Source organism: Blautia sp. OF03-15BH (assembly GCF_003463065.1).
Taxonomy (GTDB): Bacteria; Bacillota; Clostridia; order Lachnospirales; family Lachnospiraceae; genus Limivivens.
Genome location: NZ_QSCM01000001.1, coordinates 96,173 through 118,702, shown reverse-complemented (window position 1 = coordinate 118,702; position 22,530 = coordinate 96,173). Strand labels below are relative to the sequence as shown.

18 protein-coding genes are annotated in these 22,530 nt (G+C 47.8%); 13 read left to right on the top strand and 5 right to left on the bottom strand.

The annotated features are described in order from the left end of the window. Positions 1-63 precede the first annotated feature (63 nt). The 9 genes from mraY to sigE all read left to right on the top strand — a co-directional run bounded on the left by mraY (position 64) and on the right by sigE (position 10,318). Positions 64-1,038, top strand: a complete 975-nt coding sequence (gene mraY, locus DXA57_RS00600; RefSeq protein WP_330423165.1) for a phospho-N-acetylmuramoyl-pentapeptide-transferase — start codon at positions 64-66, stop codon at positions 1,036-1,038. Positions 1,039-1,067: 29 nt separating this feature from the next. Continuing rightward, a complete protein-coding gene (murD, locus tag DXA57_RS00595) occupies positions 1,068-2,423 on the top strand; it encodes a UDP-N-acetylmuramoyl-L-alanine--D-glutamate ligase (protein ID WP_117763995.1) in 1,356 nt (451 codons plus the stop codon). Positions 2,424-2,441: 18 nt separating this feature from the next. Beyond that, the gene (locus DXA57_RS00590) at positions 2,442-3,536 is read left to right on the top strand and encodes an FtsW/RodA/SpoVE family cell cycle protein (protein WP_117763994.1); all 1,095 of its coding nucleotides are present in this window, start codon (positions 2,442-2,444) and stop codon (positions 3,534-3,536) included. Between the two features lie 43 nt (positions 3,537-3,579). Then, on the top strand, positions 3,580-4,851 hold the full coding sequence (murA, locus tag DXA57_RS00585; RefSeq protein WP_117763993.1) for a UDP-N-acetylglucosamine 1-carboxyvinyltransferase: 1,272 nt from the start codon (positions 3,580-3,582) through the stop codon (positions 4,849-4,851). 42 nt (positions 4,852-4,893) lie between these two features. Beyond that, the gene (locus DXA57_RS00580; RefSeq protein ID WP_117763992.1) at positions 4,894-5,913 is read left to right on the top strand and encodes a cell division protein FtsQ/DivIB; all 1,020 of its coding nucleotides are present in this window, start codon (positions 4,894-4,896) and stop codon (positions 5,911-5,913) included. A 428-nt stretch (positions 5,914-6,341) separates the two neighbouring features. Further along, on the top strand, positions 6,342-7,538 hold the full coding sequence (gene ftsZ, locus DXA57_RS00575) for a cell division protein FtsZ (RefSeq protein ID WP_117763991.1): 1,197 nt from the start codon (positions 6,342-6,344) through the stop codon (positions 7,536-7,538). 90 nt (positions 7,539-7,628) lie between these two features. Then, positions 7,629-8,645 (top strand): UDP-glucose 4-epimerase GalE, encoded by a 1,017-nt coding sequence (galE, locus tag DXA57_RS00570; protein ID WP_117763990.1) that lies wholly within the window; start codon positions 7,629-7,631, stop codon positions 8,643-8,645. 137 nt (positions 8,646-8,782) lie between these two features. After that, complete coding sequence (locus tag DXA57_RS00565; protein ID WP_158571200.1) at positions 8,783-9,565, top strand: sigma-E processing peptidase SpoIIGA; 783 nt, start codon at positions 8,783-8,785, stop codon at positions 9,563-9,565. Positions 9,566-9,577: 12 nt separating this feature from the next. Continuing rightward, positions 9,578-10,318: an RNA polymerase sporulation sigma factor SigE gene (gene sigE / locus DXA57_RS00560; protein ID WP_117763988.1), complete on the top strand. Its 741-nt coding sequence runs from the start codon at positions 9,578-9,580 to the stop codon at positions 10,316-10,318. A gap of 2 nt (positions 10,319-10,320) precedes the next feature. Here sigE and DXA57_RS00555 read toward each other — a convergent pair whose 3' ends face one another. After that, positions 10,321-10,965, bottom strand: a complete 645-nt coding sequence (locus tag DXA57_RS00555; RefSeq protein ID WP_117763987.1) for a metallophosphoesterase family protein — start codon at positions 10,963-10,965, stop codon at positions 10,321-10,323. A gap of 5 nt (positions 10,966-10,970) precedes the next feature. Further along, positions 10,971-12,884: a BMP family ABC transporter substrate-binding protein gene (locus tag DXA57_RS00550; protein ID WP_117763986.1), complete on the bottom strand. Its 1,914-nt coding sequence runs from the start codon at positions 12,882-12,884 to the stop codon at positions 10,971-10,973. 184 nt (positions 12,885-13,068) lie between these two features. Here DXA57_RS00550 and glpK point away from each other — a divergent pair, with 184 nt between their 5' ends. Both glpK and DXA57_RS00540 read left to right on the top strand, forming a co-directional pair. Beyond that, the gene (gene glpK, locus DXA57_RS00545) at positions 13,069-14,568 is read left to right on the top strand and encodes a glycerol kinase GlpK (RefSeq protein WP_117763985.1); all 1,500 of its coding nucleotides are present in this window, start codon (positions 13,069-13,071) and stop codon (positions 14,566-14,568) included. Between the two features lie 343 nt (positions 14,569-14,911). Next, positions 14,912-15,472 carry a hypothetical protein gene (locus DXA57_RS00540; RefSeq protein WP_117763984.1) on the top strand — a complete coding sequence of 187 codons (561 nt, stop codon included), beginning with the start codon at positions 14,912-14,914 and terminating at the stop codon, positions 15,470-15,472. A 182-nt stretch (positions 15,473-15,654) separates the two neighbouring features. Here the strand turns inward: DXA57_RS00540 and DXA57_RS17100 are convergent, their stop codons facing one another. The 3 genes from DXA57_RS17100 to DXA57_RS00530 form a co-directional block, all read right to left on the bottom strand. Beyond that, complete coding sequence (locus DXA57_RS17100) at positions 15,655-15,927, bottom strand: hypothetical protein (RefSeq protein WP_147345641.1); 273 nt, start codon at positions 15,925-15,927, stop codon at positions 15,655-15,657. Positions 15,928-16,053: 126 nt separating this feature from the next. Continuing rightward, positions 16,054-17,202, bottom strand: coding sequence for a M56 family metallopeptidase (locus tag DXA57_RS00535; protein ID WP_117763983.1), 1,149 nt, complete (start codon positions 17,200-17,202; stop codon positions 16,054-16,056). Positions 17,203-17,244: 42 nt separating this feature from the next. Continuing rightward, entirely contained in the window at positions 17,245-17,649 is a 405-nt protein-coding gene (locus tag DXA57_RS00530) for a BlaI/MecI/CopY family transcriptional regulator (protein ID WP_158571199.1), read from the bottom strand. A 510-nt stretch (positions 17,650-18,159) separates the two neighbouring features. Between DXA57_RS00530 and DXA57_RS00525 the strand changes: the two genes are divergently transcribed. Both DXA57_RS00525 and DXA57_RS00520 read left to right on the top strand, forming a co-directional pair. Further along, positions 18,160-18,789: a hypothetical protein gene (locus DXA57_RS00525; protein ID WP_117763981.1), complete on the top strand. Its 630-nt coding sequence runs from the start codon at positions 18,160-18,162 to the stop codon at positions 18,787-18,789. 194 nt (positions 18,790-18,983) lie between these two features. Continuing rightward, positions 18,984-22,520 (top strand): DUF5717 family protein, encoded by a 3,537-nt coding sequence (locus DXA57_RS00520; RefSeq protein ID WP_117763980.1) that lies wholly within the window; start codon positions 18,984-18,986, stop codon positions 22,518-22,520. The last annotated feature ends 10 nt before the right edge of the window (positions 22,521-22,530 follow it).

Below are 22,530 nucleotides of genomic sequence, written 5' to 3'. Positions count from 1 at the left end.
GTAATAGGGAAAAAAGACGTATACTGTAACTATTCGAAAAAATAAAGATTAAAGAGGTGCAAAATGGTTATAAGTACAGAAATCATTCATTCCGTGATGCTCCCGCTGCTCATCGCCTTTGCGGTCAGTGTGGCATTAAGTCCGTTTGTCATTCCCTTCCTTCGGAAACTGAAGGTTGGACAGACAGAAAGAGCCGAGGGCGTTCAGTCCCATCTGAAGAAAGCAGGGACTCCTACCATGGGCGGAACCATCATTCTGATCAGTGTTCTGGTGACCTGTCTGTTTTTTGTGGGTCGTTATCCCAGGATCATTCCGGTCCTGTTTCTGACGCTGGGCTTTGGGATCATCGGTTTTCTGGATGATTATCTGAAGGTGGTGCTGAAGCGTTCCGACGGACTCCTTCCCAAGCAGAAGATGTTCTGTCAGCTGGCAGTGACCACTGTTTTTGTGATCTACATGATCCTGAAGGACGAGAGCGGTCTGACGATGGTTCTTCCGTTTACTGATTATGTACTGGATATCAAATGGATCACGGTCCCTCTGGCTTACTTTGCCATCATCGGAACGGATAACGGCGTGAATTTTACCGATGGTCTGGATGGTCTGGCTTCCAGTGTGACGGCTGTGGTAGCTGTCTTCTTTACGATCGCTTCTCTGGTTCTCGGAGGCGGCATTGAGCCGGTGACAGCAGCTGTGGCAGGAGCACTTCTGGGCTTTCTGCTGTTTAATGTGCATCCGGCACAGGTATTTATGGGAGATACCGGATCACTGGCTCTGGGCGGTTTTGTGGCAGGCTCTGCCTATATGCTCCGCATGCCCTGGATCATCCTGATTGTCGGTCTGATCTATCTGGTCGAGGTCCTTTCTGTTATCATCCAGGTGACTTATTTTAAAAAGACAGGTGGAAAGCGTTTCTTTAAAATGGCGCCGATCCATCATCATTTTGAGCTTTGCGGCTGGTCTGAGACACGGATCGTTGCCGTATTTTCTACCGTTACCATGCTTCTGTGCATCGTGGGGCTTTTGCTGCTCCGCTGAGTAAGGGTGGTTTATTCTAGGAGGATATCATGGATTTGAAAGAAAAACGTGTGCTGGTATTCGGCACGGGAAAGAGCGGTATCGGAGCCGCAAAACTTCTGGAGGACATGGGAAGCATTCCGGTTCTCTATGACGGAAATGAGAAAACAGATCCGGCTGCGGTAAAAAGTCAGCTGAGAGAGGGAACGAAGGCAGAGATCTTTGTCGGAAACCTGCCGGAGGAAGAGATCGACAGACTATCTCTGGTGGTTCTAAGCCCCGGTGTCCCCACGGATCTTCCCCTGGTTCTCCATTTTAAGGAAAAAGGTCTGAAGATCTGGGGAGAAGTGGAACTGGCGTACGCTTTTGGAAAGGGCGATGTGCTGGCGATTACGGGAACCAACGGAAAGACGACGACCACCAGTCTTCTGGGTGCCATTATGGAACATGCCAGAAGTTCTGTTTTTGTGGTGGGAAATATCGGAAACCCTTACACGGCAGCAGTGGAAGAGATGAAGGAGGATTCTGTCACTGTGGCAGAGATCAGCAGCTTCCAGCTGGAGACCACAGAGCATTTTCATCCGAAGGTCAGTGCGATCCTGAACATCACTCCGGATCATCTGAACCGTCATCATACGATGGAAGAGTACATACGGGTGAAGGAACTCATTACAGCCAATCAGACGGCAGAAGATACCTGTGTCCTGAACTATGAGGATGAGGTTTTAAGAAAATTCGGGGAGACGCTGAAAACAAAAGTCATATTTTTCTCCAGCGCACGTAAGCTGAATCAGGGAATGTATTATGAAAACGGCGCAATCTTCTACCATGACGGTACGGTTCTTACCAAGATCTGTGATACGGATGAACTGAACCTCTTAGGTCTTCATAACTTTGAAAACGTTATGGCGGCAGTTGCCATGGCTCTGGCCTATGGTGTCAGTCTGGAAGAGATCCGTTATGCACTGCTCCGCTTCCATGCGGTGGAACACCGGATCGAGTATGTGACGGAGAAAAACGGCGTTGCCTATTATAATGATTCCAAGGGGACCAACCCGGATGCGGCGATCAAAGGCATTCAGGCGATGAACCGGCCCACCTGGCTCATCGGCGGCGGTTACGACAAGGGTTCCTCCTATGAGGAATGGATCCGTGCCTTTGATGGAAAAGTAAAGGGCCTGGTTCTTCTGGGCGCCACAAAGGAGAAGATCGCAGAAGCGGCTGCAGCCTGTGGGTTTGAGCCGGTCTATTTTGTAAATTCTCTCAAAGAGGCAGTGGAATTCTGTGCTTCCCATGCCGGAAGCGGAGAGGCGGTCCTGCTTTCACCGGCCTGTGCAAGCTGGGATATGTTCCCGAGCTATGAGGTCCGCGGAAAGCAGTTCAAGGAATTTGTAAATCAGCTGTAAAGTGAAACAGGGGGTGCCATGGACCGGAAAAAAGGGACAGTGGATCACACACTCCTGATACTGGTGGTCATCCTGCTTTTGTTCGGGCTGACCGTCCTTTTAAGTACAAGTGCATACAACGGGCAGGTGAAGTTTTCTGATCCTGCCAGTTATTTTAAAAAACAGCTTTTTGCCACCGTGCTGGGGCTTGCTGTCCTGTATCTGGCAGCAGAACTGGATTATCACCGGCTGGAAAAATGGGGAGTAGCGGCGTATCTGCTGTCGCTTGTTCTGTCTACCCTGGTACTTTTTGTGGGAGCCTCCATCAATGGATCCAGACGGTGGCTGAGCCTTGGTCCGCTGTCCTTTCAGCCGTCAGAGTTTGCGAAACCTGCCGTGATCTTATTTCTGGCCAGGGTCATCAGCAGGCGGGAGAACAAGAAAAAAGGAATGCTGGAGCTCTTCCGGACGCTGATCCTGATCCTGCCCATTGTAGGACTGGTAGGGACCAGCAATCTCAGCACGGCGGTCATTATCCTTGGCATTGCTGTGATCCTGGTTTTTGTATCCAGCCCTTCTTATCTGCCTTTTGCAGGTCTTTTCGGGGCGGGAGCCGGTTTTATGGGAATTTTTCTGGGAATGGAGAGTTACCGTCTGGAAAGGATCGCTATCTGGAGAAATCCGGAAAGCTATGAAAAAGGTTTCCAGACGATCCAGGGACTTTATGCCATTGGTTCCGGCGGCCTGTTCGGTACCGGCCTTGGCGGAAGCATTCAGAAGCTCGGTTTTGTTCCGGAGGCGCAGAATGATATGATCTTTTCCATCATCTGTGAGGAACTGGGGCTTTTCGGGGCAGGAATCCTGCTTCTTCTCTTTCTTCTGCTGATCTGGCGTTTTTTTCTGATCGCTGTCCATGCACCGGATCTTTTCGGCTCTCTCCTTGCGGCAGGAGTCATGGCACACATTGCCATTCAGGTGATCCTGAATGTGGCAGTCGTCACCAATACCATACCGAATACGGGCATTACGCTGCCCTTTGTCAGCTATGGCGGGACTTCGATCCTTTTTCTCCTGGCTGAAATGGGGCTGGTCCTGGGGATCAGCCGGAAATGCAAAGGAACGGATTTTTCCTGACTGCATACCCTGTGGTATAGGGGAAGAAAGCGGGGGACGTTCGTTGACGTGGTATGAAGTATCGGGCGGCAGGCCTCTTGACGGGGCAGTGAAGATCCAGGGTTCCAAGAATGCGGCACTGCCTGTTCTGGCCGGAGCCTTGCTTCACAAAGGGAGGACAGTGCTTCATAACTGTCCGGATATTACAGATGTCAGATATACCCTTGAGATACTGGAAAGCCTGGGCTGCACGGTCTGGTGGGAAAAGGATACGCTGATCCTGGATGCAGCGGGGTTGAATGAAACGAAAGTCCCGGAAAAGCTGGGAGAGAAGATGCGTTCCTCTGTGATCTTTCTGGGCAGTCTTCTGGGGAGATGCAAAGAAGCGGTTCTGCCTTATCCGGGCGGCTGTACCATCGGGAAACGCCCCATTGATCTTCATCTGCGCCTGCTCACGCAGATGGGGGCAATATTTCAGGAAGAGGAGCAGTTACTGAAGGCCTGGAGTACCGGTCTTTGCGGTACCGGACTTGTTCTCCCTTTTCCAAGCGTGGGAACTACAGAAAATGTGATCCTGGCTGCCGTGCTGGCAGATGGAGTGACAGTCCTTTCCGGAGCGGCAAAAGAGCCGGAGATCGCGGAACTTTGCCGGTTTCTGAGGGGAAAAGGCGCTCGCATTGAAGGGGATGGAACAGATACCATCCGGGTGGAAGGCGTCACAGCTTTGCAGGACAGTGAATTTACCATCGGAACTGACCGGATCGTGACCGGCACCTATCTCTTCGGAGGGGTTCTGACCAGAGGAAGGATACTTCTTTCCGGTGCGGAAGCAGGAAGCCTTGGAGAAGTCCTGCATGTGATAAGAAAGACAGGAGCTGTGGTGAAGACCGCTCCGGAAGAGATTTTTCTGGATGCAGGAGAAGCTTTTTTGCCGGTTGGAAAAGTGACAACGAGACCTTATCCGGGCTTTCCAACGGATCTTCAGTCGGCGCTTCTTTCCGCCATGACGGTGGCACAGGGGAGAAGTGAGATCGAGGAACGGATTTTTGAAGCACGTTTTCAGACGGCGGATCAGCTTCGCCGGATGGGAGCAGATCTTGAAATAAAAGGGAACCGTGCCAGGATCCGGGGCGTTTCTTCCCTTCGTGGCGCCTTTGTCCGGGCAAAAGAACTCCGGGGCGGAGCTGCCCTGGTCCTGGCTGCTCTTGGAGCAGAAGGGACTACACGGATCCAGGATGACGGATACATGGAAAGGGGCTATGAGGACCTGGCAGGAGATCTGAGAATGCTGGGGGCCTGCATAGACAAAAAGTCAGCCGTTCCGGAACCACTTTGAGGGTACGGAACCGCTGTGACAGAAGAACTTACGGGGGACACAATGAAGAACAGTCATAAAAGACGGAAGAGAAAAGGCAGAGTGAAATGGGGGATCATCGGAATCCTGCTCCTGACGGCGGCAGTTGTTTTCGGACTGTTCCGGGTAAAGGAAATTTCCGTATCCGGAAACAGTACCTTTACTTCTACCCAGATCCAGCAGGCTATCCTTCAGGATGGCCTGTGCCAGAATACTCTTTATCTTATATGGAAATACAACGATAAAGAAAAAGCAGAGAATGCACTGCCGTTTCTGAGCAGCGTGGAAGTGAAAATGGTCAGTCCCTTTAAGGTGCAGGTTCATGTTTATGAAAAAATGGCCGTGGGATATGTGCGGACGCAGGGAAAATATGTCTACTTTGACCGGACGGGCCTGGTCATCGAAAGCTCCCAGAAACGCCATGAAAATGTGCCGGAGGTGACAGGGCTGACGGTGGATAAGGTCACTCTTTACAAAGCCCTTTCTGCTTCGGAGCCGGATAAACTGGATACGGTGATCCGGGTGGCAGATCTTCTGAACCAGGAGGGACTGGTGCCGGATGAAATCCGGTATTCCACCAAAGAGGAACTGATCCTGATCTTCGGAAAGCTGAATGTGCTTATGGGAGACGAATCTTCCCTGGAGGACAAGATCTCCGTGCTGTCATCGATTCTTCCGAATGTGGCAGAGAAGAGCGGGAACCTGAATATGGAGAGTTATTCCAGTCAGTCCCAGTCTGTAACGTATCGTGACACACCGGAAACAGAAGCGGAAGTCCAGACAGAAACAGATGAAAACGGAAATGTGATCGCAGGAAGCTCTGACGGTGAGGAGACACCTGCTACCCAGGACAGTGGCGCCCCTACCTATCAGGAATCGGACGGAACCTTTGCCGAAGATGCGGACGGCAACCGGTATTATACTGATAAAAAAGGGAATATCACCTACAACGTGGATTCCTACAATTATGTGGACAGCAATGGAGAGATTATTACAGACGGATACGGCTATATCGATCCCTATACCGGAGCTTACATCCAGTAAAGAGAATGTTTGCATAGTCTGATTTTTCATTTCGCTCATGTTCGGAACTGTTGGTGAAACGGGTAACTGTTCCGGACGTTCCGAACAATAGGCCACAGACACGCGCATTGCATGCGCTCTCGCTGCATTCGCAGCTTAGGTCTGAGGCTAATGGGCATTCTGCCCATTCCGAAATGAAAATACATCCTATTGCAAACAAGTTTGCATAGTCTGATTTTTCATTTCGCTCATGTTCGGAACTGTTGGTGAAAATTTTTAAAATATATACTTGATAATTTCGGGAAAAACCTATATGATATATGATAAAGATTGCGGCAGTGGGTGTAGTGTGCTGTAATCCGGAAAGAAAGATGCTGTTCAGTGTTCCGCCAGGGGCCTGAAGGGTCGTATATAGACGCGAGAAGGAGGAAATACCCTTGTTAGAAATTATGACAAATGAAACTGAGTCTGCTGCAAAGATCATCGTCATCGGTGTCGGCGGAGCGGGCAATAATGCTGTAAATAGAATGGTAGACGAGACCATCGGCGGTGTAGAGTTCGTTGGGATCAATACCGATAAGCAGGCACTGCAGCTCTGTAAGGCTCCCACCACGATCCAGATTGGTGAGAAGCTGACCAAGGGACTGGGAGCAGGTGCAAAGCCGGAGGTAGGCGAGCAGGCAGCCCAGGAGAGCACAGAGGACATCAAACAGGTGATGCAGGGTGCAGATATGGTATTCGTTACCTGTGGTATGGGCGGCGGAACCGGAACAGGAGCTGCTCCGGTCGTGGCAGGACTTGCCAAGGATATGGGTATCCTGACTGTCGGCGTAGTGACCAAACCTTTCCGTTTTGAGGCAAAGACCCGTATGAGCAATGCTCTTGCCGGTATCGAGAGACTGAAAGCCAATGTGGATACACTGATCGTGATCCCCAATGACAAGCTTCTTGAGATCGTAGACCGCCGGACCACCATGCCGGAGGCATTAAAGAAAGCCGATGAGGTTCTTCAGCAGGCCGTTCAGGGAATCACAGACCTGATCAATATGCCGGCCCTGATCAATCTGGATTTTGCAGACGTACAGACGGTTATGACTAATAAGGGTATTGCCCATATCGGTATCGGACAGGCCAAGGGTGATGACAAGGCAATGGAAGCAGTAAAACAGGCGGTATCCAGCCCGCTTCTTGAGACCACCATCGAAGGTGCGACCGATGTCATCATCAATATTTCCGGAGACATTTCCCTGATGGATGCCAATGATGCAGCCAGCTATGTAGAGGAACTGGTAGGAGAGGATGCAAACATCATCTTCGGTGCGATGTATGATGATACATACGCAGATGAGGCAAGCATCACGGTCATTGCTACCGGTCTTCATACAGAGGATAACCAGAATGCCGGTGTAGAGACACACAAAGTAAATAATACTTCTGCTTCTTCTTTCAGCAATCCGTTCCAGAGCAGCCGTGAAAGAGCAAATGTCAGTGCTTTTCCGAAGAAGAGCCCTGCTCCTTCCTACAGCCAGCCGAAGTCTTCTGTGACCCCTGCTGCTCCCACTTCCGGTCTGAACAGACTGAGAACTCCGGAGAGCAAGATCCAGGAGAAAGATATCCAGATTCCGGACTTCCTGAGAAAGAGATAATTGTTAGATATGGGACCCGATTTGTGGTCCCATATCTGTTGTAAAGCCTGAAACGCATCAGCGTTTTGATAAAAAAAGGAGGACACAGCTATGAAAATCTTAGTAACGGGCGGAGCCGGTTATATCGGCAGCCATACCTGCATCGAGCTTTTAAATGAGGGTCATGAGGTAGTTGTAATGGATAACCTTTACAATGCCAGCGAAAAGGCTCTTGAGCGGGTAGAAAAGATCACTGGAAAGAAAGTTGTTTTTTACAAAGAAGATATGCTGAACAAAGAAGGCATGAACAAGATCTTTGAGGAACAGAAGATTGACGCTGTGATTCATTTCGCAGGCCTGAAGGCTGTAGGTGAGTCCGTGGCAAAGCCGCTGGAATACTACCACAACAATATGACCGGAACCTTCAATCTCTGTGATGTCATGAGAAATCATGGTGTAAAGAACCTGATCTTCAGCTCCTCCGCAACCGTATACGGAGATCCGGCTTTTGTGCCGATCACAGAAGAGTGTCCGAAGGGTGAGATCACCAATCCTTACGGTCGTACCAAAGGCATGCTGGAGCAGGTCCTGACAGACCTTCATACAGCAGATCCGGAGTGGAACATCCTGCTTCTCCGCTACTTCAATCCCATTGGTGCTCATGAGAGCGGACTCATCGGTGAGGATCCGAAGGGTATCCCCAACAACCTGGTTCCCTACATTGCACAGGTGGCTGTAGGAAAGCTGAAATGTCTGGGAGTCTTTGGTGATGACTATGATACACCGGACGGAACCGGCGTACGTGACTATATCCATGTAGTAGATCTGGCAAAAGGCCATGTGAAGGCTCTGCAGAAACTGGCACCGGGCAGCGGTGTCAATATCTACAACCTTGGTACCGGAGTTGGCTACAGTGTTCTGGATGTACTCCATGCATTTGAGAAAGCCTGTGGAAAGACACTTCCTTACGAAGTGAAACCCCGTCGTGCAGGCGATATCGCTACCTGTTACTGTGATGCATCCAAGGCTGAGAAAGAGCTGGGATGGAAAGCACAGTATGGAATCGACCGTATGTGTGAAGATTCCTGGAGATGGCAGAGCAATAACCCCAACGGTTACGCAGACTGATCCATCGGTTCTCTGACGAATCCTGTCGATGAAAATGACGGATCCGTTTCCTGATTATGACAAAATATGCACCCCCTGTATTCTATAATGGATCTTGCTTGAAAAAGCGAGGCTCAGAAGGATACAGGGGGTGTTTTGTGTATTACGAGCTTTATATGGATGCATTCTTTCTGGAAAACTTCTGCCTGGATTTCCTGCTGCTTTTTCTGACGGGAATAGCGGCAAAACTGCCGGTCCGCTTTGGACGCATGGCGGCATGGGCAGCCTGTGGAAGTGTCGGGAGCTGTGCGCTGCTTTTTCTTTTTCCGGAGGGAGGCGTTTTTCTGACAGGAGCAGCGGCAGTCCTGGCACTCCTGATGGTGAAAGGAAGCTTTCAGATCTCCTTTGGGCAGAAAAAAAGACTGGTAAGAAGTACCGCTGTTTTTCTGGGAATGGCCTTTCTGATGGGAGGGCTTCTTCCGGTGCTGCGGCTTTGGGTTACACTGCCGGTGATCCTCTCCGGTATTGCAGGGACGGCTTTGATCTACGCTGCCCTCCGCCTGAAGGAGAAGTGGAAGTACGAGACAGAGAATCTCTGTGAAGTGACGCTTCTGTGGAACGGGAGGCAGAAAAAACTGTCCGGTCTCCGGGATACGGGAAACCGGCTGGTGGATCCTTACCATGGAAAACCGGTAGCTGTGGTGGAGTACCAGGCGGTAAAAGAGCTTTTTAATCAGAAAACGAAGGTCCTGTGGATCCCTTACCATACGGTAGGAAAGCAGAATGGCTGTATGCCGGGGATCTGTCTGGACTGTCTTTTTATCAACAGGGATGGAGAAGAAAAAAAGATCGACCGTCCCATCGTGGCAGTGAGTAAAGAAACACTGAATGGCGCAGGCAGATATCAGATGATCCTGCCAAGTACGCTGATCGATGATTAGGAGGGAATGATGATGGTGATAAAAGTAGCAATGCCGGGTAAATTTCAGTTTCGCATGGTTCCGGCCTTTCAGACGATGCTTTTTCAGAAGGAGAATGAGATCCACTATATCGGCGGGAGCGATGTACTGCCGCCGCCCCTTCTGCCGGATGAAGAGGCTTCTGCCATTGAACGCCTGGGAAAGAACGGAAGTGAAGAGGCAAAATCGCTTCTCATCGAGCACAACCTGAGACTGGTGGTATACATAGCGAAAAAATTTGATAATACGGGCGTGGGAGTGGAGGATCTGATCTCCATCGGAACCATAGGGCTCATTAAGGCCATCAATACCTTTGTGCCGGAGAAAAAGATCAAGCTTGCCACCTATGCTTCCCGCTGCATTGAGAATGAGATCCTTATGTATCTTCGCCGGAACAGCAAGACACGCATGGAGGTTTCAATCGATGAACCGCTGAATGTTGACTGGGATGGAAATGAGCTGCTTTTATCGGATATTCTGGGAACAGATGAAGATGTGATCTATAAAGATATGGAAACGGAGGCAGAATACCGGCTTCTGAACCGGGCCATAAGAAAACTCAGTAAAAGAGAACAGACCATCGTTTCCCTGCGCTTCGGCATCAATTCTCTGGACGGGGAGGAGAAGACCCAGAAAGAAGTGGCGGATATCCTGGGAATCTCGCAATCTTACATTTCCCGTCTGGAGAAAAAGATCATGAAGCGGCTGCGGAAAGAGATGGTCCGTTTTTCCTGAAGCTATTTGCTCATATGGGTTCCGGCACGGCTGATCTCGGAGGAAAAATCAGGATTTTCATAGTCAAAGACATACTGGTCATAGCCGTTGATGATGACCGTGTCCTGATACTGGTCGATCCGTTTGTATTTCCGGCCGTAGCTCATATGAACATGGCCGTGGATGAAATACTTGGGTTTGTATTTTTCCATCAGCGTACGGAAACATTCAAAACCCTGATGGGGAAGATCTTCCCCGTCGTTGAGCCCCCGGGCGGGGGAATGGGTCAAAAGAATATCGAAGCCTTTGTAGCGGATCAGTTTCATCCAGAGTTTCCGGATGCGGGTCCGCATTTCTTTTTCGGTGTACTGGTGCGTGCCGTAGCGGTAGCGCATGGAACCGCCAAGTCCGAGGATACGGATCCCTTCGTAGACATAGAGATCATCATCCACACAGATGCAGCCCTCGGGAGGGGTCATTTCATACTTGTCATCGTGGTTTCCGTGAATATAGAGAACCGGACAGTGCGCCAGTGTTACCAGAAAACTGAGATATCTGGGACTCAGATCCCCGCAGGAGATGATGAGGTCAATGCCCTCCAGCTTTGAAGGATCGTAAAAATCCCAGAGAGATTTGGATTCATGATCGCCGATCACTAAAATTTTCATGTTTATTACTCCTCTGTATTCAGGGGGCCCTGCAGAAGCACCAGTTCTCTGGCTTCATCCGTCAGGTCGCTGAAGGAAGGGATCACCCCGAGAACATTGTCAGCCAGCCAGTCCATGGTCACGATCTGTTCCGGTGTCAGACTTTCGTCTTCGGATTTCTGTACGATGCCGTCCTGGGAATAAAGGACGCCATAGAACGGTTCCAGTGTATTCTTGATAATGGAGGCCTGCAGGAACTTCAGAAGCCGGCGGGTGCCTACAGGAAGGCTGTTGGAATAAACGATATCAATGACATCGGAAGAGAGTCCCAGCCAGTAGTTCATAGCTGTTTTTGTTTTCTTCCAGGTGCCGTCCAGTACGTTCTGTACAATCTGTTCGTAAAATTTACCCCAGTGCCAGATGGGGGAGGCGATGTTTTCGATCCCGTTCTTTCCCTTCATATAGAGACCAAACTCTCTGGAGGGAGCATCTGGCCGGATCATATCCTGACCGGAAATGACCTGGACCTCATCCATTTCCGAGAGATGGCGGCCGCTCCAGTGATTGATGCGGGACCATTCCAGATGGATCATGGCACGGGGATTGATCATTTTCGCACCCATGGCAAAGGCATTGATGTTGGCAATGGTTCCGTAGATGGGATAGTCGGCCAGATAACCGATATGATCGGTCTCAGACATGGCGGCTGCGATAGCTCCCATCAGGAATTTGGCTTCGTACATCCGGCCGTAATAGGTGCGGAGTGAGTGGTAGAACTGGTTTAAGGAGCAGTTCAGGATGATAACATTCGGATGGGCCACAGCTGCCCGGACACTGGATTTGATGAGACAGGGAGAGGTGGTGAAAATGAGATCACTGCCCTGGGCGATCGCCGCTTCAATGGCTTTTTCAGCACTTTCTCCTTCCTCGATATTGTCGATGTGGAAGGTTTCCACGTTGTCCGGATAGGTTTCTTCCAGATACAGGCGGCCCAGTTCATGGCTGTAGGTCCAGCTGGAGGTTTCTCCTGTTTTTTCATTAAGGAAAGCGATTTTGACCTTCTGGGTTCTGCCGGAGAAGAGTCTGGTCAGGCTTAAGAGACCTTTGGAGGAAGCGGGAGCGTCTTCGGTATCTTTTACGAGAGCGGATCCTTCGCCTTCACCGGTGATGGAGAACTCGTCCCAGAGGCGGTTGACATCTTCTTTGATCTCGGCAGGGGCTTTCTTCAGGATATCTTCATAATCATAGATCTCCAGATATTTGAGGAAAGCATCGGCTGTGGTCACAGGGAGCTTTTCACCGCCTTTGGCGAGAAAATACTCGGAAAAGGTGTTGTAAAGGGAAAAGAAATTCCGGCGGAATTCAATATCCCATGGCTCTCCCGGTTTTTTGCCGATGGCCTGGATGAGAGCCGGAAAACTTCCGACCTGGCTGAACCAGATCTCATTGGTCTGTGCGACACTGTAAAAATCCACGAATTCATAGTAGATCAGGTTATCCTTTTCTTCTGTCCGTTTCGGAAGGATCCGGATGACATTGGCGGGAATATAGGCGGCGTCCACGGCTTTCATGACGCTGACACGCTTGTTTCCTTCTTCTACATAAAATTTATTCATGAATTCATAGACTTTGATAGGCTCCCGGATGCCTTCATTGAGCTGGGAATCATAAAGAGTGGCCCATTTCATGCCAAACTCGGTAGTTTCACCCAGAAGGGGCATGAAATTGCTGGCAAAGGCTTTCTGACGGCCGGCTGTTTTGGTGCCCACGATCAGGTTCAGGGGAATGTCTACCCGGCCTAAGGGGTATTCCCCCTGGGTTTCGGAATAGGATATCATATCATCCAGGGCGGGCAGATAGGGATAGCGGCCGGCCTGTACATCTGCCCGGTACGCTCTGCGGCCTTGTACCCGCGCACTGTGGTAATCTTCTCTGGCCATACGTATACCTCCAATTGTTTTTATTTTTATCCTAAAGAATCAGCTGTCATTTGTCAAGAGAGGCGAGGTAAAAACCATCGTTGACAGATAAGTTTTGCCGCGTTACACTGGTCGTAAAGAGATGTGTGCAGTGTTCGTGATCTATGGAACGGCTGCCCATATGCAACGAAGGAGGAGACAGAGCATGGGGAAATATGTAATGGCATTGGATGCGGGGACGACCAGCAACCGCTGTATTTTATTTGACAGGGAAGGAACGATGGTGAGCGTAGCTCAGAAGGAATTTACCCAGTATTTTCCAAAGCCTGGCTGGGTGGAGCACGATGCGGGGGAAATCTGGTCCACGATGCTCGGCGTAGCTGTGGAGGCGATGCAGAAGGCGGGAGCAGAGGCGGCAGATATCGCAGCCATCGGTATCACAAACCAGAGGGAAACGACGATCGTCTGGGATAAGAATACCGGAGAGCCGGTGTATCATGCCATTGTCTGGCAGTGCCGGAGAACATCCAAGTATTGTGATTCTCTGATGGAAAAGGGACTGACGGAGCGTTTTCGAGAGAAGACCGGTCTGGTGATTGATGCTTATTTTTCAGCCACAAAGCTGAAATGGATTTTGGATGAGGTCCCGGGCGTGCGGGAACGGGCCGAGAGGGGAGAGCTTCTTTTTGGAACCGTGGAAACCTGGCTTATTTATAAGCTGACCAGGGGGCAGATCCATGTGACGGATTATTCGAATGCGTCGCGAACGATGCTTTTTAATCTGAATACGCTGACCTGGGATGAGGATATTTTAAGGGAACTGGATATTCCGGTCTGTATGCTGCCGGAGGTGAAGCCGTCAAGCTGTGTTTACGGAGAGACGGCACCGGAGTTTTTTGGCGGGCCGATTCCCATCGGCGGAGCGGCAGGAGACCAGCAGGCGGCTCTTTTCGGTCAGACTTGTTTTCAGGCAGGAGATGCCAAGAATACATACGGCACCGGTTGTTTCCTTTTGATGAATACGGGAGAGAAGCCGGTATTTTCCAGTAATGGTCTGGTTACGACCATTGCCTGGGGCATTGACGGAAAGGTGAATTATGCGCTGGAGGGGTCGATTTTTGTGGCCGGAGCAGCGATCCAGTGGCTCCGGGATGAGATGCGGCTGATCGATTCGGCTGAGGATTCGGAGTATCTGGCACGGAAGGTGAAGGATACGCATGGCTGTTATGTGGTTCCTGCGTTTACCGGTCTCGGGGCTCCGCACTGGGATCAGTATGCCAGAGGCACCATTGTCGGGATCACGCGGGGCGTGAATAAGTACCACATTACCAGGGCTACGCTGGAGTCGATCGCTTATCAGGTGCATGATGTTTTGGCAGCCATGCGGGCGGATTCCGGTATTTCCTTAAGTGAGCTGAAGGTGGATGGCGGAGCCAGTGCCAACAATTTCCTCATGCAGTGTCAGGCGGATATTATTGATGCACCGGTGAACCGGCCGAAGTGTGTGGAGACGACTGCCATGGGAGCTGCTTATCTTGCCGGGCTTGCAGTAGGTTACTGGAAGGATCAGGAGGAGATCCGGAAGAACTGGGCGATTGACCGGACATTTGTGCCGGAGATCACGGCAGAAGAGCGGGAGAGAAAGCTGAAGGGATGGAATAAGGCTGTGAAGTATGCGCTGCATTGGGCGAAGGATGAGGAGTGACATGAGAATCTGTCTTGAGATGGCGATTATCAGATGAGAGGACGCCCCGCCTGCTATTTCCCTCTGGGCTTTCAGTTGCAGCAGAGCGAAATACTAAGGCCTGCTTCCACATGAAGCCCGACGGGAAATAGCAGGCTGGGCTGGTCTTGGAGACGGAAGCAATTTTTGAAGGTAGTTGTGACAAGGGGAATGAGAAACAGGCAGAAGTTTGCGGGCTTCTGCCTGTTTGCATAAGAAGAGAAATAACAAAAATAGATTTGACAGAATGAAGAATATATGATATTTATATTATTATAAGACACTATGAGCGAAAATATAATAACATACGAAGGGAGAAATTTGTATGCGAAGAAAGAAACTTTTTATAGGTTTGTTGTGTATGGCAATGCTTACGGGACATTCTATGCCTGTTTTGGCAGATCATGTTTCGGAAAATCTTATTCTGGATGAATATAGCAAGAAGTTTGATAAAATGACAGCTCCGGAAATAAGAAATTATATGAATCATATTTATCGCATTGCGGAAAAGGCAGAAAAAAGAGAACTGAAAAAGTTTAAGAAGAGCAGGCCGGTTATTCTGAAGAGTGAGTGGAATTATAAAATCGTGCCGCAGAAAAAGACCGTAAAAAGAGTTTATACAGAAAAAATTTCCTGGAAGTCTATGGAAAATGCGGACGGATATTGTATTTATCTGAAATCGTTTCCTTCAGGAAAAATGAGTAAAGTAAAAACAATAAAAGGCACCGGAAACAGCACGTTTATTAAAAAAATGAATAGTGGAAAGATGGACGGGAAATACCAGGGGTATCATGAATACTATATCTGTGGATATATGAGAACTTTACAGGGGAAAAATGAGTACAGCAAATTTGTTAAAGTTCCAATCAATAATGTAGAGGAATAGGAAAGCAGAAGATTCAAACCAGAAGCAGGGAATAAAATGGTTTGGTTCTCGTGGACGCCCCGCGCGCATACACCCTCCCGGGCTTTCCGTTGCAGCAGAGCGAAATTCTAAGGCCTGCCGGAAACTGCTAAGATCATTCACAAAAATCCATAACTCGCTTCGCTCAGACAATGGATTTTTGCTCATAACGCAGTTCCCGGCAGGCCAAGAATTTCTGCTCCGCTTCCACAGGAAATCCGGAGGGTGTATGCACGCGGGGCTGGTTGTGAAAAAAATGAAAAACAAAAAGCGGAAAAGTAGTGAAACAGGCAGGAGAGGTAAATGCTCCTGCCTGTTTGCATAAAAAGAGAAAGCAAATTATGCGTCATGCCAGTAGGGTTCGGCCCAAAGCTTTTTTGAGGAATTCCAAAGACGTTTTTGAAGAATACCATTTTTGCGTCGGTATTTATAAACATAGACATCTGCATAGGGCATAACGATTTCAGATGCGTTACATATGAAAGAAAAACTATTTGAGATTGAAACAAGAAAAAGTAGTGCAAAAACGAAAAAAGTTTCTTATAAATTTGAAGTTCATATTTTTATTTTTTCTCCTTCTTTCTTATAGGAATATCACAAAATCCTGACTGAATATCTTTGGAAGAAATAACTCCCACGAATTCGTTGTTATAATAAAGATTGTAATCGCTAGTTTCATTAGGTACAAGATAAGAATTACTGGGGTCAAAAATAGCATCTACACCTTCCTCCCATAATTCATTTTCAGGAGTCTCATAGGAAGGCTGTAATATAAAATAATAAGATGAAAGAAATGCAAGGAATAACAGACAAACAACTGCAAATTTGCTGCAAAAAGAAATCCAGTTGGTCTTTTGGATACTCTTTGTCAAAGATTGAAATCGTTGTTTGTTCAGGTCATCAATGGGGCGAACAAATGCAGTCGTGAATGGAAGTTTGTCGGTATATATTTTGTTACTATTTTTTATACAATGCAAGGTAAATAAAATTGTGTCTAAATAAGAAAACTGTTCTTCTTCGGTCAATTTCTTTGCAAGAGTTGCGTCACATTTCAGTTCCAGAATGGCGTTTAAATCTTTAGGCAACAGGTAGACAATCGGATCCCACCAGAAAACGATACAGAAAAGATTGCATAGGAGCTTTACCCAAAGATCTTTGTTTTTGTAATGCGTATACTCATGAAGCAAAATGTAATAGAGCTGTTCCTCAGTGTATTCATAGGCCGGAATATAAATTACCGGTCGAAAAAGACCAGCCAAAAAGGGTGTTTCAATGGTAGAGGATTCATAAACAGAAAGCTTGCTTTTTGCATCTATTCTGGAAAGAATTGTTGTTATGCGATCAGAAGCCTGTTTATCAATTTTCTTCAGATAAGCATAGGAAGAAGAAGTTTTCTTGAAAAAGCGATAGAAAAAGAAACAGCTTCCAATGATCCAAATACCTATAACAACAGAAAATAAGAAATGGTGATATTTTTCTGCCCAGACATATGGATACATAAGAACAGCATAAATGTACTGATCATTGATTATTTTTTGCCAGGAAAATTCAAACGGAATCAGAATTCGTACAAGAGAAAATATAAAAAGCAACAGCAGGATAGGAACACCAAAGTTGAGAATAAAGAATGTTTTTTTCCTGAGAAAGTATAGTGCAAGTACAAAAATACTGCTTATAATCACAGACCAGCAAAAAGAATAAAAAGTTATCATATCAAGTGTAATCTCCTCTAACAATAATAACCGTCGTAAAACTTATTTTTTCGCTTTTTCTTCCAGTTCTTTTTTCCTTTTCTCCAGCAAAAGCTCCAGTTCATCAATCGTAGAGGGATCTGTTTCCTGACTGATCAGAGTGGCAAAGATACTGGTCAGTGTGGACGAAGTAGGTTTCTGTCTGCTTAGCAGAAAAGAAGTGTATTCTTCCTGAGTGATCGTGGGTTCGAACACACGGGCATAATTGGTGGCAGATTGCTGAAATCCAGCAACCCGGATCAATTCTTTTTTCAGAAGAGAATTGAGAAGTAAATGGGTGTAGCTTGGTTTCCAACTGCAATTTTCAGCAGCATTAACAATTTGTGAGGAACTGAGAGGCACTCCGGCGTTCCAGAGAGTGGTCAGAACTTCTTCCTCACTGCGCGTGATTTTTTTTGATGATTTCATAGGATCTCCTTTTTTGCTATTGTGTAACAGTTCCGAACAGTTACTTGTTACCAGTGTCAAAAACTGCTCGTGCCTGCACGATAAGGGGTTTGATTTCAACATTATTATAATATAAAAAGGAAAAAAGTAAATATCGTAAATTGATAAATATCATAATGTTTATAAAAAAATCAGAAGTATCATAAAAAACAGATATTCACTTGACATTACAAGAAAGGAAGGTATTATATATTTATATAAATATAAGTATAAAATAAAAAAGTTGGAAAGAGAGGGGAAGAAGAGTCGTGAAAACATAGGAAAACATACACTTTATTTTAGGAAAACATAAGGAAATAGTAAGAAAAAATAATTGAAAAATATTTGACAATGTGAAAAATAATTGATATTCTTATTTTTATAAGAATCTATAAATGGAAACATGACACACCACTGGAAAGAGGTGAACATAATAAGTGGTAAAAGAATAAAAACAAGTGATGAAAAAAGAAGAGAAAGCAGGTGTTTGTTATGAAATCAAAAATCAGAAGATTTGCAATCGTACTTGGTGTTTTTTTGTTATGTGCAGGCTTTCATGAGAAAGCAGTCTCTGTTCAGGCCGCTGCACCGAAGGCAACGGAAAAGGCAGCAAAGAAGACTTTGAAGAGCTGCTGGGTGAAGAAGAACGGGGCTTATTATTATTACAATTCCAGAGGGAAGCTTTTAAAGAACTGTTTTTATAAGATCAACGGCAGCCTGTATCAGTTTGACAAGACCGGAAAGCGGATCTCTACGAAGGCCAAAAGTCATACCTTCTGGTATACCTTTGATAAAAAGACAGGAAAAAACACATCCATATATACGTATTTAAAGATCGAAGAGCTGGTTGGAAAAGATACGTCGATGTCTTTGATAGGAAGCAAAAATACGCGTCTGGGAAGCACAAATAAATACACCAGATCACAATTCCTGATCAGTCTGAAGAATGCCAGGATTTATGACCAGAACGGAAAGAGGATCAGCTATGCTTCTTTGAGGGAAGGCGATGAAATAAAGGTATTTACAAAAGACAGTTACATCAGAGAGTCTGCTCCGGCACAGTTTGGTCCGATCACCAAGGTGCGTGTGATCAAGCGGACACCGCAGATGGTACTGGAATAAAAATCGAATGATGGGATCGTGAAGTGATGGACGGATCCTGTAGGGCGGAACGAAAGGCCTTACAGGATCCGTCTTTGTTTCCTGTTCTCTTTTTCTGTAAGGAAAACAAACCTTGCGGAACCACCGGAGTTAGTGTTATACTTCCTAAGAGTATGTAGCAACGAAAAGCCAATGAAAAAGTGCAGGTGAAAGTTTTGAAGAGAAGAATCGAACAGCTGTTAAACGGAATTTTTGAATATGAAACGCCGAAACTTCAGATATCCGTGGATAAAATAGAGGCAAGGGTCCGGGAAGGCAAGACGGTACGGGGAACCTTCCAGCTGGAGAATCCGGCTCAGAAGAAGGTGAAGGGATTTCTCTATGCGGAGAGTCCCAGAGTCGCTTTTGAACCGGCGGCTTTTTCTTCCATCAGTGAGAAGGTGCTGTATGAGATCGATACCAAAGGCATGGAAAAGGGAGATGTGCTGGAAGGAAAACTGACGGTGGCTTCCAGTCTGGGCGAGTATGCCATTCCATATCGTCTGGAGATCGAGGCATCGGAAGTGAAGGAAACGGTCAGACCCTGCGAGAGTCTGGCGGACTTTGTCTTTCTTGCCCAGAAGGATTTTCAGAAAGCATATGTTTTTTTTGCATCGGAAGGATTTTCAGAGTTTTTGCGTGAAAAAGCACCGGAGCTGGCGCTTCTCTATGAGGGTTTTCAGGGCAGTGCCATGAGTTACCGGAGTCTGGAAGAGTTTCTGGTTTCGGCGGGCCTGAAGGAGCCTGTGGTGATCCAGGCGGATAAAACGGAGGCTTCTTATGACGCCATGCCCCAGACCATTCGGGAGAGTCTGACTCTGACGAAGAGCAACTGGGGATTTTTCAAGCTGGAGGTGACTTCTGATGCGGACTTTCTCAAGGTAGAGCGTCCGGTGGTCACCACCGATGAGTTTATCGGGAGCACCTACACCCTGAATTATCTCATCGACCGGGAGGCGCTTCACGCAGGGCGGAATTTTGGAAAGATCCGGATCCATGGAGTCGGGACAGAACTGACCTTTGAGGTGAAGGTCCACGGCGGAAGCTTGCGGAAACAGGAGGAAAATCTGAAGCGGCAGCATCAGGAGATTGCCGCACTCTATGAATGCTATATGGATTTCCGGCTGAAACGGATCCAGGCGGAGACCTGGGTGGAACGTTCGCTGAAGGCCTGGGATGAATATACGAAGGCAGGCGGAACAGGAACGATGATGGAACTGATCCATATCCATCTTCTGTTTTCTGCGGGAAAAGAAGAGGAGGCCTGCCTCCTTCTGGACCGGATGGAGCAGCAGCGCAATCATCTGACCGCACCGGAGCAGCAGGGATATTTTCTGTATCTGACCACCTTTTATAATAAGGATAAGAAATACATCGACTATGTGGAGGAGAAGCTGGGAGAACTCAGCCTTCGTAATCCGGAGAACTGGAAGCTGACCTGGTTCCTGCTGTATATCCGGGAGAATTATCTCCGTCATCCGGGGCAGAAGCTGGAGGCTATCCGTCAGCAGCATATTTATGGCTGTGCGAGCCGGATCATGTATCTGGAAGCGGCTCTGGTCCTTCAGAAATCGCCGCTCCTTCTGAAGCGTCTGGAGGATTTTGAGATCTGTGTCTTACGCCTTATGGTGAAGGAAGATCTTTTGAACCCGGAGCTGATCATGCAGATCGTAGAGCTGGCAGGCCGGTACCGGGAATATCATCAGGGTCTTGTGGAGACGCTGAAAAAAATCTATGCGAAAAACCCGACCAAAAGTCTTCTGCGTGCGATTGTAAGCCTTCTGCTCAAGGGCCGGAAAAAGGACAAGGACTGTTTTGTCTGGTATGAGCGGGGCGTGGAGCAGGATCTTCGGATCACGGGACTTTACGAATACTATATCGAGTCCATGGAAGGACCGATGGAGAAGCCGCTTCCACAGATCATCCGCATGTATTTTTCCTATAATAATACACTGGATTACCGGAAAAAGGCTTTTGTCTATGCCAATGTGATCCGAAACAAGGACAAGGATCCCAAGGCGTACCAGAGCTATCGCCCTGCCATGGAAAAATTTATGGTGGATGAGCTGATGCTCGGTCATATCAATGAAGATCTGGCTTTTCTTTATGAAATGTTCATCAGTGAATCTCTTTTAAACAGAAGAATGGCAGAGAATCTCTCCAGACTTCTCTTTACCTGTCAGATCCGGGTGGAGGATCCTTCGATCCGCTATGTTCTGGTCTATCATGAGGAACTGAAAAAAGAGGAAAAATGCCCATTGAAAAACGGCCGAGCCAATGTTCAGATCTATACGGAGAACCACAGGATCTTTCTGGAGGACGGGGAAGGAAACCGGTATGAAGCTTCCGTTCCTTATACGGTGAAAAATATGCTGACGGATCTCCGTTTCCGGGAATACTGTCTGAAGCTGGCGCCTGACAGTGCAGGGCTTCTTCTGAATATCTGCAGCAGTGGAAAGCCGGATCAGGAAACTGTGCCCAAATATGCGGCTCTTCTGGAACTGGAAGAGATCAGGGATGCTTACAGGCGGAAACTCCGGCAGGAACTTCTGGATTTTTATGATCAGAATCCGGGAGAAGACAGCCTTTATGAGTTTCTTCATGAGATTGATCTGATCCCCTTTGCTGAAACGGACCGCTGCCGGCTGACAGAGCTTCTGATCTCTGAAGGAATGAGCCGGGAAGCTTTTTCGCTGGCGGGGATCTACGGACCGGAGAAGCTGAACCTTCTTTCTCTGGTGAGCCTCTGTCACCGGATGGTGCTGACCATGGAGTACGGAGAGGACGAGATGCTTCTGGCGCTCTGCCATTACTGTTTTGTCCATGAGAAATATGATGAAGTGATCCTTGCTTATCTGCTCCGTTATTATGACGGACCGGTGGAGAGTATGAAAGAACTCTGGCTGGCTGGAAAGGATTTTGAAGCGGATACTTTCGTTCTGGAAGAAAAAATCCTTATCATGGTGATGTTTACCAGGAGCGGGGCGGAACATACGGAGGAGATCTTTGATTCCTACCGGAAGGCACTGGGACGGAAAATGCTCCTTCAGGCTTATGTCATGTACCGGGCCTATGATTATCTGGTGAAGGATCTGCCGGTGAAAGAGCCGGTATTCCGTTATATAGAGCGCGGATATGTGAAGGGCAAGAATAAAGAGGATGTCTGCCTGCTGGCTCTTTTGCGGTTCTATGGCTCTTTGAAGGAGCCGGGAGAGAAGCGGCGGGAGCTTTCAAGAGAGCTTCTTCAGAGCTTTACCAACCGGGGAGTGAGGATGGCGTTTTTTAAAGATTTCCCGGCAGAAGATCAGAGAGCCTGCCAGCTTTATGACAAGACGTTTGTAGAGTACCGTGCCAATCCGGGCGCTCTGGTCAATATCCGTTATCAGATCACCGATGGCAAGGATAAGGGCGGCCGTGTGATCACAGAGCCTATGACACGGGTCTATGAAGGGATTTTTGTGAAAGAATTTACCCTGTTTTACGGAGATCATCTGAAATATCAGGTCATGGAGGAGTGGGATCAGAAGACAAAAGAGAGTGAAATGCAGGAAAAGAACTATCAGGATATCAATCTTTCCCGCAGCAGCCGTTACGATCTTCTGAACCAGATGTCCAAGGCTTTCCTGGAACAGAATCTGGAGGATGCGGAATTTGCCATTCTTCAGTTTAAGGAGCAGGAAGCTTTGGCGGACCATATTTTCAGGCTGATGTGAGGAGAAGAAA

Coding starts and splice junctions, on each gene's coding strand:
- DXA57_RS00535 (WP_117763983.1), bottom strand. CDS start 17,202: ATGATAACTTTTTATTCTTTTTGCTGGTCTGTGATTATAAGCAGTATT.
- DXA57_RS00555 (WP_117763987.1), bottom strand. CDS start 10,965: ATGAAAATTTTAGTGATCGGCGATCATGAATCCAAATCTCTCTGGGAT.
- DXA57_RS00530 (WP_158571199.1), bottom strand. CDS start 17,649: ATGAAATCATCAAAAAAAATCACGCGCAGTGAGGAAGAAGTTCTGACC.
- murD (WP_117763995.1), top strand. CDS start 1,068: ATGGATTTGAAAGAAAAACGTGTGCTGGTATTCGGCACGGGAAAGAGC.
- ftsZ (WP_117763991.1), top strand. CDS start 6,342: ATGACAAATGAAACTGAGTCTGCTGCAAAGATCATCGTCATCGGTGTC.
- DXA57_RS00590 (WP_117763994.1), top strand. CDS start 2,442: ATGGACCGGAAAAAAGGGACAGTGGATCACACACTCCTGATACTGGTG.
- DXA57_RS17100 (WP_147345641.1), bottom strand. CDS start 15,927: ATGTTTATAAATACCGACGCAAAAATGGTATTCTTCAAAAACGTCTTT.
- DXA57_RS00580 (WP_117763992.1), top strand. CDS start 4,894: ATGAAGAACAGTCATAAAAGACGGAAGAGAAAAGGCAGAGTGAAATGG.
- DXA57_RS00550 (WP_117763986.1), bottom strand. CDS start 12,884: ATGGCCAGAGAAGATTACCACAGTGCGCGGGTACAAGGCCGCAGAGCG.
- DXA57_RS00540 (WP_117763984.1), top strand. CDS start 14,912: ATGCGAAGAAAGAAACTTTTTATAGGTTTGTTGTGTATGGCAATGCTT.
- galE (WP_117763990.1), top strand. CDS start 7,629: ATGAAAATCTTAGTAACGGGCGGAGCCGGTTATATCGGCAGCCATACC.
- sigE (WP_117763988.1), top strand. CDS start 9,578: ATGGTGATAAAAGTAGCAATGCCGGGTAAATTTCAGTTTCGCATGGTT.
- mraY (WP_330423165.1), top strand. CDS start 64: ATGGTTATAAGTACAGAAATCATTCATTCCGTGATGCTCCCGCTGCTC.
- DXA57_RS00525 (WP_117763981.1), top strand. CDS start 18,160: ATGAAATCAAAAATCAGAAGATTTGCAATCGTACTTGGTGTTTTTTTG.
- glpK (WP_117763985.1), top strand. CDS start 13,069: ATGGGGAAATATGTAATGGCATTGGATGCGGGGACGACCAGCAACCGC.